The organism is Legionella sp. (assembly GCF_049790535.1).
In the GTDB taxonomy this organism is placed as follows: domain Bacteria; phylum Pseudomonadota; class Gammaproteobacteria; order Legionellales; family Legionellaceae; genus Legionella.
Map to the genome: position 1 here is coordinate 1 of NZ_JBAQZB010000064.1, position 18,944 is coordinate 18,944.

Sequence of the window (18,944 nt, forward strand, 5' to 3'; positions counted from 1 at the left end):
GGGTAAAGGGTTTAAGGGGTAAAAGCCCGAACACACCTAACTCGAACATCGAAGACCTTAGTGACGCCATTCTGGATGCCATTGATGAAGCTCTGAAGCCAGGCGTCGACCATAGGATTGCTGGAAAACTCGGTAGAACTCCAGTAGTTGTCATTGGTAAAAGCCCCCAAATTATTTATATACAATGTTGTATATAAGTTGGGGTTGGTAGTGCCACAGCCAGCATCAGAACCCCCTGCCCCTACAAAGCGTCCCAACTCGCAAATTGCCGGCATGAACCAGTCAATAAACCCTTGGTCACTCTTAGCTAGACAGGCTTGTGCGCCTGGATATTGACCCGCAGGGTTTGCAAGAGCATTAGTGTTACTTAATCCATCCGTGATACTGTCCGCTCCCGTGATATTGGATACTGTTGCCCATTGAAAAGTAAAGACACCTGGATTTCTTTCTTCATCCGACAACGCCGCTACTTTCCCACCGATACTTCCGGTATTAAGAGTGGCATCATCGACGGAAAACAAAAATCCGCCTTGATAAATACAACCATATCCCAATACCAAGACATTGATATCTGTGGATGGAGCGTCATCAGCACTGACTGTAACAATGGTCGGTACAGGTTCTGTTCCTGGCGATGTGGTACAAGCATTAGAACTGTTGTCAGGGCTGGCCGTACCACCCGGGGTAATGGTAATGTCGCAGGTAACTCCTGCATTCAGCGTGCCCGTGCAGCCATTATTGCTAATCAAGGTGCCGGCTGGAAATCCGGACGTACTTACCTGCAGGTTGTTTGCCTGTATGGAGCCCGTATTTTCTATTCGAATGATGCGAGCATTACCAACCAGTGCAGGGTCGGCTCCGGGGTTGTTGATGGACAGGGCCAGGTTTTGTGTAAGAGGAGACAGCGTTGTGGGTGGCTGCTGTGCCAGACGAATACGTAAAATATTGGCTGGACTCGGCTGGTAACACTGTAAGGCATTACCCTGTTGGCACAATACCGGGCCACCCACAATATCTCCCTGCAAGGCGGAGCCATTCACGTTGAGCGTCAGTGTGCAAATTCCTTTCGCAGGAAGCTGGCAGGATGTGCTTTGACTTATCCCAGCAATGGGTTTCATCACCAAAGTTTTGGCTCTCGAAGATTGATTTTGTATCGTGTAAATAACCTGCGCGCTACTCCCTTTCGCGGTAGTGATGTCGGTCGGTGTTTGTGGTACAAACGTCCATAAGGGCCTCGCCGCCTGCACGCCAGACAGCATTAAACAGGAGAAAAAGGCGGTTAGTATGGTATTCCTAAAATAATGTCTTTTTTTTCTTTGCATGATGTCAGTCCTTATGCCACATGAGTAAGATTCAATAAAACACCATTGGTGTAGAGGTGAACGCTTTTTGCACGCCACCTACCTGGCATATAAGTAAAGGCCGTTGTCGTGTGATCTGCAAAATTAGAATTCGGCAAGACCTCAAAAATCAAGGGTGTATTGGTAAAATCATGGGCACGGTAAACCCCACTCCAAGGCTTGCACTCACCCAGGGCATTGCCCAATAACCTTTATCAAGCAACAGCTTGTACAGCTAGGCGAGAGTTTCGTACTTTGTAAAGGTAGCTGTAATTATCAAATTCAGAGTCAGCATCATCCCATACACGCCCTGCAGTTTGGCCCTGCCGGTGGTGGCGGCCGCCAATCCCAATTGCCCCAACCATTGAGAAGTCAATGATTTTTGCATACCTACAAACAGTTCACCGAAAGCCAGAGCATTAGTGGACTTTGTGGCCGCATACGTCTTTTCAATTTCCGGCGCCAAATAAAAAGTCTGCGTATTGAAAATATTATTTCAAATTATGATACCTTATTGATGACTTAAAATCAAAAAAATCCTTTAATTTTTATTCCTCAAACGTGCCCTAAACATTTCGCGACAGTGCATCATGCGCACCTTACATCATTATTATTTTCTTCCAGAGATACAAAAAGTTAATTTTCCCCCTACGGCAGCATATTCACCGTTTTCAATCCCTTTAAGAACGCGGTCATTTTGACGATCTAACGCTTTATCCCAATAAAAATCAAACTTCTCTGATTCACCACCACCGGCTAAATAATATCGTTTAATGTCCTCTTTATTCCAAATCCAGAATAAATTTTTAGACCATTCTTTTAAATGTACTTAAACATAGACTACGGGCAATGTTATTCGGTTCCACCGTAACTAACAAACCACCTGGTTTTAATACTCTAATCATTTCACTTAAAACATGATCAACATCACCAACATGAATTAATAGGGTTTGGCAAGTAACCATATCAAAAGTATTATCCTCGAATGGAATGTTATTTGCATTACCTTGTTGATAAGAGTATCGCTTAGAAAGATCCGATAGTGTCGCTAGCTCCTGATAGATTTCAGCAATCCATGGCTGAAATCTAATCGCACAACGCGACAAGTATGCCTCCGGCGGCCCTGGCTGTCCTGCGTCCGTTCATTTTTTAGTCCCCTACGGGACTAAAAAATAGCACTTACCTTTCTCGCAAAATGAAATTAAATTATTCGCCTTACCAATAAGTTTGTTTATCAAGTCGAATAAAAAGATAGAGAAGGTTTAATAATAATTAATAAAAATTGAATTATTAGGATTGAAAATCCTGGTGCCGATGGTTCGATTCCACCTCTCTGCAGCTAAATGCTCATAATCCAGTGGCATGGCAACATCAAAAATTCCGTCATTAACTAGAGGAGAAATGTTTCTACTCTAACAGTTATAGAATGACATTAGCTTAATATCCCTTATTTTTCATCTGTAGCAAAAGTCTCAACTTAAATATACTATTTTCCTTTGATTTTACTGATCAAATAAGGAATAGAGCACCAACCAATTAAGCCTTCAACCACTAAAACAAGCCCAACCACCATAAAAAATACCTTGCCCATACCAATGAGTGCTGCGAAAAACAAAATAGCACCAATCACCACACGATTCATTCTGTCCGTTTTATCAATATTACATTGCTTTAAAAACATGAACACTCCTTATCTCAATGACTCTAATCTCATTATCACATGATCATAGTTTAGAAATAAATAGATTCCCTTGAATATAAAATCGAAGTGGTTTGACAGTTCATTCTATTGCTCCATTCAATGGCGTTTCATCACTCGTGTGAAGTTGGCGTAAAATAAGTCGTTCAGTTTCAATCACTAGATACATTAAACCCTCCTCCCTATACTTGAAGTATAAATGTCACAGGACCATCATTACATAAATTGACTTGCATATAAGCACCAAAGCAACCGCTAGCTATTGAAACATCGTTCTGTTTTTTAGCATGCTCTATCAAGTATTCAAATAATTGCCTTCCTTCTTCAGGTGGCATGCCTGTTGAAAAACCAGGTCGCGTGCCTTTATCTGTTTCAGCTACTAATGTAAATTGTGGAACAAGCAACAGCCCACCCTGTATGTCTTTCAAACTAAGATTCATTTTCCCATTTGTATCTGGAAATATCCGATAATTCAATATCTTACTAAATAATTTCTCGGCTTCTTTTTCAGTATCTGTTTTCTCAATACCAACTAAAGCCATAATACCTCTTTGGATGGTACCAAGAGCAAAGGTCTCAACACATACCTCAGCCTGAGTTACTAATTGGATGACACTTAACATGTAACTTATCCTTTAGGAAGACTCAATAAATGAAGCTTTGATAAATGGCGCTTGGATAAGGTTTGACATTGAGTATAACCCTACAGGATATGATCAAGCAAAATGCGGACAAAAATCAGCTAAAATTATTAGCAAAATCTAGTTGGATTTTTTCAAACTTGCTTCAGATTCTATTTCTTGGAATCCAGAAAAACACACTGTTACACGTTTGCTATTATTCATTAATAAAATCATTATGAATATTTGCTCAATAAATAGACTCGTCCTATACCTAACTCTCTGAGTTTAATTATTTAATACTTATAACTGGAGTTTCTAAAACCCCCATTAACTTTTCAGTTGTCGTGGCTGCACTGAAAAAGCGCATAGAATCCGGTTGTTTATTCAATTTAAATCCACCCCGATGCGCCCGTCGTTGGGATGCGACCTCCAAGAAAGAAACATAATGTTCTTGATCATGATGCACAATGTGGTACTTTTGTCCTAGCCGTTCTTTAAATGTATAATTTTGTTCATTGACATCAGCTTTTACCTGCAATAGCAATGCTCGCAATACATCACTTTTTTCTTGAGCAGAAATCTCATCGATACTATCTAATCGCACGAGCGCCTTGTCACAGGTATCCTCTAAAGTAGCAGCAAGATTTTCGTTTTTTCCGAAGCAAGATAAAGTTGCCTTTAATAATGTAGTTAACAAGATATAACTGCTACTCATTACTTTAAACAATTGGTTAGCACTCCTTAACCCTGTCACGATTAGTGATAAACCAACGGTAAACAAAAACTCAATATCCAGAAATATTATTCGCCAAATGACGTCACTGACAGTAGCCAATAGACGATTGCCTATAAACCAATCATTGAGTGTTGAGAGGATTATACTGCATAAAAAACCGTACCAAAAATAAGGCGCTATTATTTTAGATAAAATTGGTAAAACATAGACAAGAGCTAAGGATAATAAGCAGATTTTGAATAAGGAGATAACAAGTTCATAGCATGCGCTTGCAATGGCCATTAGCTCTGCCCATAATTTTTCTTTACTTGTTTGATAGGCTTGGTATTGTTTAAAGCCTGTAAACCAATCTTTTGTTTTAGATAAATACGTTACAGCATTTTTTTTGCAAAAAGGATTACGAATGGATGCAAAATTTTCCTGCTCGCAAGCTCGTCGTCTAATAGCTAGGTAGTCTTGACTCCAATCGAGATTCAACCGAGTTTTAATATCCTGATTAAATTGTTTCAAGTCATTGACTGCTCTATTATTGTCAAAGAACGGTAAGGGTGTGAAGGAGTGTATTTTACGGTATTCAATAGCCTTGAGTACTAAATCAGGATTTATTTTATCAATAACCTTAAGGACGTCACTCGCAGTTAATTGTTGTGGCGATAATAATGTGAGAAAAGTTTTTATTCGCAAAAAATTAGCCAACGCTTGATGATAGGTTAGAGGCTGCGCGGGAAGCGCTAAACTCGGTTCCTGATCATATTGGCTCGGAAGATCCCAATGCATATCGGGATGTGCTGTCATTACAATATCAAGCCATTTTTTGTTGGTATAATGGACAGAGACATCACTAAACGGATTTGCTTGTTTTGCTTGCGCAAGTAGCTCTTGATTGCTTTGTAATGAATCATCCATGTAACCAAAAAATAAAGCATTACTTTCTAATAGCCTCATCGCTACGCGTGCATTTTTCAAAATAGGTGGAGATAATGTCTGTAAGTAGCCGCATTCGGATTCAATTAAATGCAGAATTTTGGCCGTGACACTGTCAATTCTCTCATTGTCCTCCTCCACAATCGCTTTACACAACGTCTCATCAAGAATAACCATTGCGCCATCAATAAATCGCGTGTCTGCTTTTAGCCAACGGGGAATCTTCAATAGAAGAGTAGGGTTTGATTTGATTTGACTCAATATAAGTTCGGGATAACTCAGTAATACCTGCGAATTTTGGCTTAATGCATCACGTATCTGCTGGTCGTCATTCTGTTGCAAGCTTTCATATACATTGATTAAACTCTCAAGTGATACGCCTTTTCTTATACGTAAATCTGGATGTGTTGCACGGTTGTCTTTTAATTCCTCCAAGCTAACGTAGTATTGATCAGCACATAATTTTTCGGTAACCAAACGTTTTATTATCGGTTCTATGTCTTTTTTTGTTTTCAACGTGAACTGTGAGTAGTCCTCTGACATTTCGCCTAATGAATCCACTATATCAGTAAGATTTGCCCCATTAAAATGACCGTCTATAGACTGTTGTAAAATAATTGCTTTATTAGCAGGAAAGGTCAACGGGCTGTTAATCCAGTCTACGCTAGATAGTTCAAGAGTAGAGATCAGTTCGCTCAAATAGTGATTAGTGAGGTTATCAATGGTTTGTTTTTCATACTTTTCAAACAATATTGGATACTCTTGCATAAAAAATGCTTTTACGGCACGAGTATCAACTAAGCCTTCATGAGCATCCAATATTTCTTCTTTGGTGACGATTCCTAAATTTTCTTTATTAGCCAACGCGACCAGCTTATTGTAAGTATGGACATCTTCACTGCCATAATTATTATGTAATAGATGCAATACTTCACAGCGTATCTTCGACATTTCATCTTGAATCCAGTCGCTGTCTTTTCGGTGATCTTGTAATGCTGTATAAAATCGACCATTTATTCCAGTTTCACATGTACCCATGGCCTCACTGATTGATTGCAACAATGCCTTTTTTTCAGTCGACTTCAGTTTATAACGCAAGTCATTGGTAGTATATAAAAAATGAAACTCTTCAAAATAATTAACACATTGCGTTAATGATAAATTAAATAAGCTGGCTGATGTCCCCTCACGCTTACGCTTAAACACAGATAAACTGTCCCTGAAGGCCTCTAATGAGATATTTGGCATGTCATTTTCTTGCAGCGAATTTTCAAATTGTGCCATGAGTAAAGCCCATTTCTCCTGTGGGTTCTTCTCTTGATAATTCAGATCCATTTTTATTAAATGAGCGTTTTTTGCTTGATGGTAATCTTTGTAAGCAGGGATAGTATAGAATTTGTTAGTGAGTAGGTAGACATTATCATTGTATAACATGGCATTATTCTTTTGAAAAAATCAGCGTCTAATGTACTATTAAGTAGACAAATTGTCAAAATAAAAAACCTTATGGCGAGGCGTCATAAATTTAATATTGTATTCTGGTATAGACATCTAATGACTTTTAAAACCATACTTGTCAGTGAAATCAATTCACACTCGAGCAGTAAGTGACATGTTGATAACTAGTACTGTTTTAACCCCCTCTTTATCCTTAATTTGTAAAATAATATCTCAATTGAAACAAGTAATAGGTATTCAAAATCTAATAAATAAAGCGCTCCAAAACCCAGAAGTAAAAGCAGAATATGATTTACTTTAAACAGAGTTTGCAATAATAGACATATTGCTTTCTATGCGAAAAAAATCAGGTTTAACTCAAGATGAAATTACAAAAAATGGGAACTCAAAAAGTAATATCTCAAGGCTGGAGAGAGGGAGTAGTAACCGCAGTTGGAAAACATTGCAGTGGGGCATTTGATGATGTTTATTTTCACATCCTTCTACAAGAATGAGTAAAACCACCGTACGTCTTCATACTTTAACTTCTTTTGCAGTCGTTAACAGAAAAAAGAGACCCATTCAGATTTATTATCCAGGTTGAGTTATTTCTTAATATAAGTTATTACTTGGAGGGAATTAGAATATTTAATCTATAAGGAATCGTATAATGAAATCAAAAAAAATTTTATCGTTGATTATTTCAATATGTATAGGAACTTCTATTTTTGCTACAAACTCTTATGCCGCAACTGAACCTAATACCAACTCTCTGAAGAACAGGAAGGCTCAAACACAAAAAGATGGTGAAATTATAGCCATTTTGATAACAGTGGATAAAAATGAAATTGCATTAGCAAAATTAGCTTTAAAAAAAAACACAACTCCACAAATCAAGAACTATGCTCAAATGCTTAAAACGCAACATACACAAAATTTAAATGAAGCTTTAAAGCTAAGTAAGAAAATTGGCCTAGCTCCTGTTGACAGCTCAACGGTTAGTTTTCTTCAAAAAGAAGGAGTAAAAGGATTGGCTACTTTATCCACTCTAAAGAGTAAAGATTTTGATAAAGCTTATATTAATGCCATGGTTTCTGGACATACCGCTGTTTTGAAAATGATAGATGACAACTTGTTAAAAAATGTGTCTAACTCATCATTAAAGGAATTTGTAATAGCAACTCGTCCTCATATAAAGTTTCATTTACAACAAGGTCAAATAATTCAAAAAGAGCTCCATTAAATTTCTTACTCAGGGAGAGAGTTTCAGATTGACACTACTTTATTAGATTGAATAAAAATCAAAAAGGATAATCAATAATGGATGTTTTTTTCAAACCCCTCCCTGTTTATGCTGTATCCCACTTGTCCTCTCAATTCTTCTATACTCTAAATCCGGATGGTAAAAGAGAAAACAATTAGACGACACTATAATAAACAATTGGACGACAAGTCATTAAACAAATAGCCGCGCTAATTTATTGTAAATTATGAGATAAATCAATGTTTAAACGATATATAAAAAATAACATATGCAATGCATTACAAGATACGCCTGTAGTATATATTATGGGCCCGTGACAATCCGGTAAAACCACAATTGTCAAAGATATTATAAATGAAAAATGGGAATATATAACCTTTGATGATGCCGCACAATTAAACATTGCGAAATCGGATCCTATTGGCTTTATCCGAAACATCCCAACAAATAAATCAATTGTATTAGATGAAGTCCAACGTTTACCCGAGATATTTATTTCTATTAAACAATCAGTGGATGAAAATCGAACCCCAGGACGCTTTTTATTAACTGGTTCTGCAAATGCTCTATTGCTTCCAGCTTTATCAGAATCATTGGCTGGTCGAATGGAAATGATACCTCTTAGTACTCTATCAGAATATGAGATATTAGGCAGAACCCCAACTTTTTTACAAAAACTGCTACAAGACAAAGCACCAATTACAAAAGAAATAAGAGTGAGGAATCATGTAATACAAAGAATCGTTACAGGCTGCTTCCCAGAACCAGTGTAAAGAGAAAAAGAATCAAGAATTCGTGCATGGTACAACAGTTATTTACAAAGTCTTATACTAAAAGACATTCGTGATTTGGAGCATATTGAATATCATGATGATATGAATAAGCTTTTAGAAATTTTAACCTTATATTCTGGTAAACTCATTAATTTTAGTGAATTAGGTGAAAAAGTCGGACTAAATCGCATAACTGTCAAAAAATACACAGCCCTACTTCAACAATTATTTCTTGTTGAATTCTTACCCGCATGGCATACAAATGCTTATAAAAGATTAATTAAAACACCAAAAATACATATTGTAGATACTGGAATTATTTGTGCTGCACGTGGGTTAACTATAGAAAAAATAATATTAAATCCTGAAATATACAGTTCATTACTTGAAACGTTCCTATTTAATGAATTGAAAAAACAATCTTATTTTACAGATGAAAAGCTAAAATTTTCTCATTTTCGAGATAAAGACAAAGTTGAAGTTGATTTGGTTATAGAAAATAGTCTTGATGAAATCATTGGAATTGAAATAAAAGCCGCTTCTTCTATCAACCAAAAAGATTTCCTTGGACTAAAAAAATTAAAAGAAATAACTAATAAACAATTTAAAATTGGCATTCTTTTATACGATGGCGATCATACAACTGCATTTGGAGAAAATCTATTTGCGGTTCCAATCGCTGCACTTTGGAGTTAAGGTCAAATTGTCAACGCTGATTTTTTAGTTTCTGATATAAACAAATAACTAAATGAAACATAAACAATAAAATTATGTAGCTCATGAATCCATCCATTGAACCTAAATATACAAAGCGCCAAGGTAATAAACTAAAAATGACATAGCCAACAAAGATAGCTATAGCAAAACCATTAGTGTATCGAGCATGATGCTTATTTAACATTAAAGCCAATAGTGCAAATACTACACCTAACAATAGGGCGAATAATTCACCAAAAATAATGGCTACTGGCCACCATCCTCGAGCATCAACATTACTCCGTTGAAACACTAATGACGTGACAAGTGCCAATATAAGACTATAGTTGATAATAAATGTATCTATATAAAATATTATGTGCGTTGGTTGATTATTCCTGTCTTTTAAATAATTGGTTATTTTTTCTGACCAAAATACAATGAAAATAATGATTGGCAAGCTAGAGAGTCCTTCAGTCCAGCCACTTCTCCCATACTCCATAACTATAAATGACAGAATATACATTCCAATTAACATAAGGGAGTAACTATTAAATTTCTTCATTCATTTACCTAACTATCTTGTTGAGTGTATTTTACATTATCTAATTTTATTTCTCGTAGTAAATAGGCTTAGTTATTCTATTGTTTTTAATTTGCCTTTTTGAAATATTGAAAAGCGACTTATCCACTTTAATTTTCATTTTTATTTAATCATATTTTTCAACAGGCCGCCCCGTTATTTTTACGTGAACCATGTAGACAAGTAACTACATTTGCTCTATAATGTAGTTACTTGTCTACATTTTTTAGCTGAGGCTTAAGATGACTATTTCCTCATTTTCCAGTCGTGAATTTAATCAAGATGTCAGTAAAATAAAGAAAGCTACCAGGCAAGGACCTGTTTTCATTACTGATAGGGGCCATCCAGCCCATGTTCTTTTATCGATTGAAGATTATTTAAAATTAACCCAAACTAAAGAGACTATCGTTGACTTATTGGCTATGCCTGACTCATCAGATATCGATTTCGAAGCACCTAATATAAAAAGATCAATTTATCGTGTTGAGGAATTTGAGTAATGTATTTACTAGATACGAATATAATTTCTGAATTAAGGAAAGGGATAAAAGCGGATACAAATGTATTATCTTGGGCTAGGGCAGTATCCGCTTCCTCGCTATTTTTGTCGGTAATTACCATTCTTGAAATAGAAGCTGGAGTTTTGCAGAAAGAACGTAAAGATCCCACTCAGGGAGCGATTTTACGTCGTTGGCTTGATTCTCATGTATTACCATCTTTTTCAGACAGGATTCTAAATTTAGATGTTGCAGTTGCACTGCGTTGCGCAAAATTACATATTCCGAATCCTCATTCTGAACGAGATGCTCTTATATCGGCTACTGCATTAGTTCATGGCTTGATAGTAGTAACAAGAAATATTAAAGACTTTAAAGAAACAGGTGTGGAACTTCTAAACCCGTGGGAAGTAATTATTTAGAAGAAAGTAAAATGATTTTTTTTCAATCCCATAGTTAACTTAATTTGAAAAAGCTGATCATTTGAAATTATTAGTATGAGGAACCTTTATTTAGGGAATAATGTCCTTGTAGATGACTCCATCCTTCATAATAACGAGAAACTTGTTTTCAGGATCTGCGACAAGGCCTATATCTTGCAGAGGATTGCCATCGACGAGGAGAAGGTCGGCCAATGCACCTTCCTCGACAACTCCCAATTTGCCTGGATAGGGATTGCGTGCACCACAAAACGCCAGCAACTCCCCATTGGTAGACGTCGCCATGATAAGTGCTTCTGCGGGTGTAAACCATCGTGTGAGATTTACAATACCCTGCCCCTGACGCTCTGCCAATGCTTTTGAGAAAAGAATATCGGTCCCAAAGCCAGTTTTGATCTTGAACTTCTTCACAAACCCATACATTGAGTTAGTCCCCTGGATAATTTGATGCATCTGTGCCTGTTGGGTAGGTGTAAGCATGGCTGCACCGCTAGTGTCTACAAACGGTTGTGTACTTAACCAGATGTTTTTTTGGGCCATGAGGCTGGCCGTTGCTTCATCCATAAGGTGACCATGCTCGATCACTTTGACGCCTGCCATTATGGAACGCCGAATGGCATCTGGCGTATAGGCGTGCGAAGCCACATAGGTTCCCCAATCTGCAGCTGCTTCGACAGCTGCTTGCAATTCAGGTTCACTGAAGGTGGTGATGTCAAGGGGAGTAAGAGGCGAGGCTACACCTCCACCCGCAGTCAGTTTGATCTGGGACGCACCTTGCATGAGTTGTTCGCGTGTGCGTTTTCGAACTGCATCCGGGCTGTCCGCAATCACGCTTCCACCAAGCTGTTCTATACGGCTCATTGCCTCAGGAGTTCGCGGCAATTCCCAAAGTTCACGGAAATCTCCGTGGCCACCCGTAACCGTGATAATCGCGCCCGATGGATAAATACGTGGGCCGGGGATAATATTTTCGTCAATGGCGCGCTTAAGGGCAAAGACAGGACCGCCCATATCCCTGACTGTCGTAAATCCACGCATCAGCGTGGCAGTGGCTTCCGCGCCTGCCAGCAGCGTCGTGTATCCAATGTCGTTTGATAGCATCTGACTGGGAGTGGGGCGAACAAACATCGCATGCCAATGCATGTCACTGAGACCAGGCATCAGCACTCTTCCCCCACCGGTTATGACACGGGTGTTAGTTCGCGGGTCTATAGCAATGGGAGTGTTCGTAATCTGCTCAATGATGTTGCCACGGACTAGAACATACGAAGGTCCGGAAAGGGTTGGGTTTTTCCCATCAAAGATACGCACATTTTCAAAAATGGTCACAGGGTGCTCTTGTGCTCTCGCTCCAGTAAAAAAGACTGAGCAAATTGCAAGAATAATCGCCACAGACTTTACTTTTTTAATCACTAAAAACCTCCTGTCAAAATTGTTCCCTGCGTAATAGAAACTCTCGGCGGCAGAGCCGAATCTGCAGATAATGGCAAATAAATTTGTCTCATTCACAATTATTGTGGACTATAAAATTTATAGAGGCAATTAAAGTGAGCCAAATTTAAATTATATTTGCAATGCAGCTACGGAACTTGCTCATTTTACTCTTGCTAATGCGATTAAGAGTCATTTAATACAAACGATGCAAGAATTCGGGTTTGTCCCAACCCTTCTGGCCCGCTTATTTGACCTCTGAACGAATCGCCAAGGCATTCCTTACACAGCTGGGAATGACTGGTGGCTCTGAAGAAGCAGTCAAATTTAAGCGCTCTACTTAAAAACAATTTATTAACCTCCCTAAACCTAACTTAAAAGAAGGAACTCTATAAATTCAGAGTGACCAAACAAATAATCTTGGAATTCAGTTTGAAATACTGATTAACTTAAGAAATTAGAGAAGTCTTGGCGATGCCAGGTTAAAACGTTGGCTTCACTTAAGCTGCTTCTTAATCAAACTGTAGTTTTGGCCCTAAGGGTACAATTTGGGTTGGATTGATAGTCTTATGACTAAAATAGTAATGCTGTTTGATATGTAAAAAATTTACGGTCTCTCGTACCCCAGGATGGTAATACAAGCGCTCCAAATAACGCTGCAGAGCTCGGTAATCACAAATTCGCTGTTTATTAGTTTTGAAATGGCTATAATATACTACATCAAAACGAATAAGCGTGGTGAACAATCGCCAATCAGTTTCAGTTAAATGCTCTCCGAACAAATATTTTCGGCTGCTCAAACGTATTTCCAGTTCATCAAGCAAATCAAACAATGTGATATATGCCTCTTCATACGATGCCTGAGTTGTAGCGAAACCACAGCGATACACCCCATTATTAATTGCATTATAAATTCGGTCATTAAGCACATCAATTTTCGTACGGAGTGCTTCTGGGTAAAAATCGTTCGTATCACCTGTTAAATGGTTAAACGCTTGATTGAACTGACGAATAATATCTGCTGATTCATTATTTACAATTGTTTTTTCCTTCTTATCCCATAATACAGGTACGGTTACTCTACCGCTGTAGTTGCTATTTGCTTTAACATAAAGTTCATATAAATAATTCAATCCATAAAGAGTATCCCCACTAGCCCCCATTCCCTTTTTAAACTCCCACCCCTTTTCAAGCATGTGAGGATGAACGATAGACACATCTATATAATCATCCAATTTCTTCAGTTTCCTGAAGATCAAAGTACGATGTGCCCATGGACAAGCAAAGGATACATACAAATGATAACGTCCTTTTTCAGCAGGAAAACGTGCTTTGGGTGCATTACTGATTGCAAAGTGAAATTGGGTAGGCTCTCGTTTAAATGCGCCACCCGTCTTGGAAGTATCGTACCAAACATCCTGCCATTGACCGTCAATCATCACGCCCATTTTTTTCCTTGTTAATTTACAATTAACAATTATAGATTATGCTCTACATAGAATCCAAATCAGAAAGGAGATTTATATTACCAGTCCAAGAACCAGCTCCTACTACCCTTTAAATTGCCTTGTAGCCGTTTAAATATTTTCTAACGCAACAAACTCTCTCATTTTACATCTGCCAGTAAATACTCCCAAAAATCAACTGTGAATAAGGGGCCTAAGGGGGTCATGATTTGTCCCCTTTTATGACGAACGGAGCTACCTGCTCATTTTACTCTTATTTTTGCTCTCCTGTATCCGCGTCTTTATCTAATCTAGTAAAAATAGCCAAAATCTAGATCTAATAACGATTGCAAAATCGAACAATAAAATCAACATAAAGTTCAATAACTTATATTTGAAAAAACTTCACTTAAAGAGTTTTTTTACTTTTGTTTTAATGTAAAATTTATATCGACTGTGTATCTATTTTAAATAAAAGGTTTTTTTATGAATCATCTCGTTAATAATGAATTACGTACAAAAAATATGGTGGAACTGTTAAGTGCTATGGGCATTCATTTAGAAAATACTGAGCTTGTTTGCAAAGATGAGCTTATTATTTTAAGTCCAGAAAATTTAAAAGAAGCTCAGGAACTTACAGCAAAATTACAAAAAATCATCCAAAAAAATGATGTAGTGCCAACGGTCAGGCAAATAAAGTTTGAAGATTTACTTACTGAGGAGATTGAAAAAGCAACTTATTCTGGCAATTTTGGGGAAATGAATAAAAAAATCTGCTTAACAATATTGGATAATTTACAAGAAACAGTGCAGGATCAACAGCAAGAATTTAATATTCAACTCGACCCAATTTATACCCCGATATTTAAGTCCCTGAATTATAAATACCTAACCGTAGATAATGATAAAATTAAATTTAATATGCAGGAATTTTTAAAAGCACATCCACAAGAACTCGTTTTAATTGATAAAAAATCTCCTTCACTTATTATTCCCTCAGAATTGTTTGAAAATAAAAAAGTTTTTTACGCAGAAAAATCAGTAGATGAAGATACGATTGAAGTAACTCCTTACTTTTTTGTCCCTAATACCCTGATACCGCCTGTTTATCATTTTGTTTTGGATACAAGTGAAAGTATGAATAATGAGCGTTTGAATCTCGTGAAAAAAAGTGTAATCGAACTGGCTGATGCTCTATTTCAATTTCAGCCTAACGCAGGGATTCATATTACAGAATTTAATACAACAACAACAAAACTGGGGCATTATCAAAAAGAAAACTTTGCCGAGCTAACTCAGAATATCAATAGCCTGAAAGCGTCAGGAGCTACTCGTCTTTTTGGCGCTATTCACGATCAATTATCTTTGCTGCTTGAATCAACACAACATAATAATGTCTTATTATTTACTGATGGTAAAAATAATCAGGGATATCAACAAGAATTGGAAAACCTAATGTCCTCCTTACAGGAGAATTCATTGTTGATTACCGCTCGTAATAAGTTTTTCATCTTGAGTTATGGTACAAAACAACCTGAAGTTTTGCATAAAATGACAGAACTATTCAGTTCTTCTGTTCTTAAAACAAATACGGCTGACTTTATTGTTGCTTTATCTGAAAAAAACAGGTTGCAAGAATGGGCGGCCGCACGAGAATTATTTACTTGTAGTTTAGAGATTATTGAAAATTCTGATTTAAATGTTGAATCCAAACAATATGTTAATTCTTATAATTTGTCAGGACAATTTGTTCCATTTGCTCCCCTTCTCCTATCTTGTAAAAATGAAAGCACCTTACATGTTACAGTTACCGATAGTGATGGCAATAAACTTCTTGACGACACAAAAATATATACTAAAAAACCAAATGAAGCTTCTTTATTTAGTAGTACAGTTGCAACTTTTTTTAGTATGTTTACAACACAAACTACCACAAATGTAGAGAATGTAGAAACATCCACGGCTCGGTTCAACTAATTAATCAAAGCTCTCACTTGAAGTGAGAGCTAGTAATTCCTCTACTTATTCCCCAATTTTTGAGAACGGATTAATAAAAAATTGAATTATTAGGATTGAAAATCCTTGTCTCGGTGGTTCAGCCTCTGGCCACCATGATTTTAACGATAAAATCATGGTGTTACCAAAAATATAATTTTCCTACCCTGGATGTGCCTCTACTACTTAATTGAAATCTGAGGGTACTTATATGTGTTATTGACCATTAGATGTAAATCCTCCGCTCTTTCTACAAAGGAAATGTAAAATTATTTATAGGAGTAAGTAATTCATCAAAATTACCATGATAATTTTCTTTAGTGCATTTAATTACGGATGAATTTAACGATAACGGATTAAAAAAAGAGAAGCTCGAGATAGGATCCAGCTTAATATAATGATTTATTAATTGAGTAACAAATGTATGTTGATTATTGCAGATTTTGGCTGATAAAACAGCAATACAATTAAATTGTTTAGAATCTATTAGCTCCATATCCACTTCACAAACAACTGGACATGTAACAAATCTGTCATCAAATTCATGTTCTTTAGCTTTAGATTGAGCATAATTTAAGGCGGATTCTTCTGATGGAAAAAATTGCACTGAGCCACATTTGAGAATAGAATTAAGTATTATTTTTTTATCAAAATTGGTCTTAATTGATGGAATTTCGGTTACTGGTGTGAACGTTTTGCTAAGCCAAGATGAATATTCAGCCGTTTCAATACTATCACCTACTGCAAAAAGTTTCATTTTCATAATATTTTCTCGTTTTTAAAAAGAACAAAAATTGTATATCGAATTTCATTCGGTTTTCGAATATACACTGAGTGCAAAATAAATTCAAACCATAAAAATAAGGATATGTCTCATTAGAAACGGCAGCTTCCCTGATGAGACATAATTAGAAAATTACGATAAACAATAATAAAAATTAGCGATTTTAAGCACTTGGAGCAATTAAGCTCACGGCATGCTCAACATCAGCAATATTTTCTTCGCTTGTTGTTTTCCTATTCTGGAAAAAGAACAATGCCTGGTTTTCTATTACTTTCGAATGAATCAATTTTCCGGCAATTACAAGTAGCCCAATACCCGTCAAAGCAATCCCGATATTTGCAAGGATTGTTCCCCATGAAATGCGATAGGCACTCATTTCTTGATCTTTGCTGTGCAATAATGCTAAAAATTGTGGTTTAAATTTAGCAAAATTACGTTGCTCAGGGTTTTGTTCAAAAAACTGATTTGCCATAGTCTTTAGGGCATTAGCCAAATCAATTGCAACTTGGCCTTTCGATACACCTTGGTCTCTAAGCAATACGCCATAATCTTCCATGGCCTGGATTTTATGAAAAAAATCATCTTTGGGATTAGACATTACAGATGCCTCTTGACCATTATTATTTTTAATAGTGAGATCTGCTTCATTATGAGTAATCAGTTCAACCACTTCATTGTTATTTTGGCAATTCGCAGGATGCGATGCCATTTCACCAGTCATATCAACAGCATCATTATCTCCCATGATAGTAGCAATTTCAGATGCTTCTTGGCCATTATTATTTTTAATAGTGAGATCTGCTCCATTATGAGTCAACAGTTCAGCCACTTCATAGTTATTTTGCCTAGTCGCAATATCCAATGCCGTTTCACCAGATTTATCTTTTGCATTGATGTCTATTTGTTTCCTATCAATCAACCATTGGATCAATGTCATATTACCCGATGACACAGCATAATGAATAAGTGTCTCATTTCTGTTTGTTAATGCAGTTAAACTTAACTCTTTACCAACAAAATACTCTACAGCAGTTAGATTCCCAGAATGGCATGCCGCATGCAAAAGCGTAGCATTTTGGTTATCTTTTAAATGTAGATTTGTTTCCGAAAGTAATCCCTCAATAACATCTATAGTCGCATTTGGATTTTTACTTAATATAGAGTGGACTGGAGTACGACCAAAATAATCTTTGAAATTTAGTACCTCGTGGTTTAATTCAATTAGTGCATCTATTTCGCTCTTATTTTCATCTATATGGTTAAGGACTAGGGCATGTAACAAAGTAGGCCCTGTTCCAGCCTTTCCTTGTAAAGAAAGATCAGCCCCTTGTTGTGCCAAAGTCATAGCTGATTGTTTATAATTAGCAAAAGAACATTTTTCTTTTAAGAACGCATCTATTAATGATTGCAGCGCGGTACGACTGCAGCAATCAGTGCTTTTTAAAACATCAGCATTTAGCCCAACTAGTTCAGCTATATATTTGTTATTCTTACCATTTTCATTTTGAAGTGCAAGAATGTGCAATAATGTAAGCTTTAAACCCTCAGTGGATTGCAGTGTTATGTCAGCCCCTTGCCGTGCCAAAGTCATAGCCGATTGCTTAAAATTGGCAAAAGAACATTTTTTATTTATTAACGCATCCATTAATGATTGCAGTGCGGTACGATTGCAGCAATCAGTGCTTTTTAAAACATTATCATTTAGCCTAACTAGTTCAGCTATATCTTTGTCATTCTTACCATCTTCATTTTGAAGTGCAAGAATGTGCAATAATGTAAGCTTTAAACCCTCAGTGGATTGCAGTGTTGTGTCAGCCCCTTGCCGTGCCAAAGTCATAGCCGATTGCTTAAAATTGGCAAAAGAACATTTTTTATTTATTAGCGCATCCATTAATGATTGCAATGCGGTACGATGGCAGCCATCAGTGCTTTTTAAAACATCAGCATTTAGCCCAACTAGTTCAGCTATCTCATCGTTATTCGCACTATTTTCATTTTGAAGTGCAAAAATGTGCAATAATGTAGACTTTAAACCAGAACTTGAGCGAACGGTAATATCGGCCCCTTGTCTAACCAAGGCCATTGCTAATTGCTTAAAATCTTGCTCAAAGGTTCCACTTGTTAATAATTCTCGCAATTGTTCTGTTGGTGTAGTCATAAACTATGCTCTCCGAAAAATCTAAGTGCGCAATGATAGCGCAAATTTAACTTTAGTTTAAGTGTCTCTTACAAATTCTAAAAAAATCGTATTTCAAAAAATATTTGAGTCACTGCTGT

General features: G+C 36.8%; 16 protein-coding genes and 1 pseudogene. 6 read left to right on the top strand and 11 right to left on the bottom strand.

Annotated features, from left to right (window positions below; translation table 11 throughout):
* Window positions 1-11: 11 nt before the first annotated feature.
* The 6 genes from WA877_RS03430 to WA877_RS03455 form a co-directional block, all read right to left on the bottom strand.
* Window positions 12-1,322 carry a DUF1566 domain-containing protein gene (locus WA877_RS03430; protein ID WP_425169529.1) on the bottom strand — a complete coding sequence of 437 codons (1,311 nt, stop codon included), beginning with the start codon at window positions 1,320-1,322 and terminating at the stop codon, window positions 12-14.
* A gap of 253 nt (window positions 1,323-1,575) precedes the next feature.
* On the bottom strand, window positions 1,576-1,806 hold the full coding sequence (locus WA877_RS03435) for a hypothetical protein (RefSeq protein ID WP_425169530.1): 231 nt from the start codon (window positions 1,804-1,806) through the stop codon (window positions 1,576-1,578).
* Between the two features lie 340 nt (window positions 1,807-2,146).
* A complete protein-coding gene (locus WA877_RS03440) occupies window positions 2,147-2,446 on the bottom strand; it encodes a class I SAM-dependent methyltransferase (RefSeq protein WP_425169531.1) in 300 nt (99 codons plus the stop codon).
* Window positions 2,447-2,826: 380 nt separating this feature from the next.
* Complete coding sequence (locus tag WA877_RS03445) at window positions 2,827-3,021, bottom strand: YgaP-like transmembrane domain (RefSeq protein WP_425169532.1); 195 nt, start codon at window positions 3,019-3,021, stop codon at window positions 2,827-2,829.
* Window positions 3,022-3,221: 200 nt separating this feature from the next.
* Complete coding sequence (dtd, locus tag WA877_RS03450) at window positions 3,222-3,662, bottom strand: D-aminoacyl-tRNA deacylase (RefSeq protein WP_425169533.1); 441 nt, start codon at window positions 3,660-3,662, stop codon at window positions 3,222-3,224.
* A gap of 289 nt (window positions 3,663-3,951) precedes the next feature.
* Window positions 3,952-6,756: a hypothetical protein gene (locus WA877_RS03455; protein WP_425169534.1), complete on the bottom strand. Its 2,805-nt coding sequence runs from the start codon at window positions 6,754-6,756 to the stop codon at window positions 3,952-3,954.
* A 673-nt stretch (window positions 6,757-7,429) separates the two neighbouring features.
* Here WA877_RS03455 and WA877_RS03460 point away from each other — a divergent pair.
* The 3 genes and pseudogenes from WA877_RS03460 (at window position 7,430) to WA877_RS03470 (ending at window position 9,492) form a co-directional block, all read left to right on the top strand.
* Window positions 7,430-8,002 carry a DUF4142 domain-containing protein gene (locus WA877_RS03460; protein ID WP_425169535.1) on the top strand — a complete coding sequence of 191 codons (573 nt, stop codon included), beginning with the start codon at window positions 7,430-7,432 and terminating at the stop codon, window positions 8,000-8,002.
* A gap of 350 nt (window positions 8,003-8,352) precedes the next feature.
* Window positions 8,353-8,796: pseudogene (locus WA877_RS03465) on the top strand (AAA family ATPase); the annotation flags it as partial.
* Window positions 8,797-8,862: 66 nt separating this feature from the next.
* Window positions 8,863-9,492: an ATP-binding protein gene (locus WA877_RS03470; RefSeq protein WP_425169577.1), complete on the top strand. Its 630-nt coding sequence runs from the start codon at window positions 8,863-8,865 to the stop codon at window positions 9,490-9,492.
* Window positions 9,493-9,502: 10 nt separating this feature from the next.
* On the opposite strand, the gene WA877_RS03475 is transcribed toward WA877_RS03470, so the two are convergent.
* Window positions 9,503-10,057: a hypothetical protein gene (locus WA877_RS03475; protein ID WP_425169536.1), complete on the bottom strand. Its 555-nt coding sequence runs from the start codon at window positions 10,055-10,057 to the stop codon at window positions 9,503-9,505.
* Between the two features lie 260 nt (window positions 10,058-10,317).
* On the opposite strand from WA877_RS03475, the gene WA877_RS03480 reads away from it, so the two are divergent.
* Complete coding sequence (locus WA877_RS03480; RefSeq protein WP_425169537.1) at window positions 10,318-10,575, top strand: type II toxin-antitoxin system Phd/YefM family antitoxin; 258 nt, start codon at window positions 10,318-10,320, stop codon at window positions 10,573-10,575.
* Window positions 10,575-10,994: a type II toxin-antitoxin system VapC family toxin gene (locus tag WA877_RS03485; protein WP_425169538.1), complete on the top strand. Its 420-nt coding sequence runs from the start codon at window positions 10,575-10,577 to the stop codon at window positions 10,992-10,994. The genes WA877_RS03480 and WA877_RS03485 overlap by 1 nt, the downstream gene beginning before the upstream one ends.
* A gap of 90 nt (window positions 10,995-11,084) precedes the next feature.
* On the opposite strand, the gene WA877_RS03490 is transcribed toward WA877_RS03485, so the two are convergent.
* A complete protein-coding gene (locus WA877_RS03490; RefSeq protein ID WP_425169539.1) occupies window positions 11,085-12,425 on the bottom strand; it encodes an amidohydrolase family protein in 1,341 nt (446 codons plus the stop codon).
* 530 nt (window positions 12,426-12,955) lie between these two features.
* Window positions 12,956-13,891 carry a glutathione S-transferase family protein gene (locus WA877_RS03495; protein WP_425169540.1) on the bottom strand — a complete coding sequence of 312 codons (936 nt, stop codon included), beginning with the start codon at window positions 13,889-13,891 and terminating at the stop codon, window positions 12,956-12,958.
* 483 nt (window positions 13,892-14,374) lie between these two features.
* Here WA877_RS03495 and WA877_RS03500 point away from each other — a divergent pair, with 483 nt between their 5' ends.
* A complete protein-coding gene (locus WA877_RS03500; protein ID WP_425169541.1) occupies window positions 14,375-15,865 on the top strand; it encodes a VWA domain-containing protein in 1,491 nt (496 codons plus the stop codon).
* Between the two features lie 268 nt (window positions 15,866-16,133).
* On the opposite strand, the gene WA877_RS03505 is transcribed toward WA877_RS03500, so the two are convergent.
* Both WA877_RS03505 and WA877_RS03510 read right to left on the bottom strand, forming a co-directional pair.
* Window positions 16,134-16,646, bottom strand: a complete 513-nt coding sequence (locus tag WA877_RS03505; RefSeq protein WP_425169542.1) for a hypothetical protein — start codon at window positions 16,644-16,646, stop codon at window positions 16,134-16,136.
* A gap of 184 nt (window positions 16,647-16,830) precedes the next feature.
* Window positions 16,831-18,825, bottom strand: coding sequence for an ankyrin repeat domain-containing protein (locus tag WA877_RS03510; protein ID WP_425169543.1), 1,995 nt, complete (start codon window positions 18,823-18,825; stop codon window positions 16,831-16,833).
* Between the last annotated feature and the right edge of the window lie 119 nt (window positions 18,826-18,944).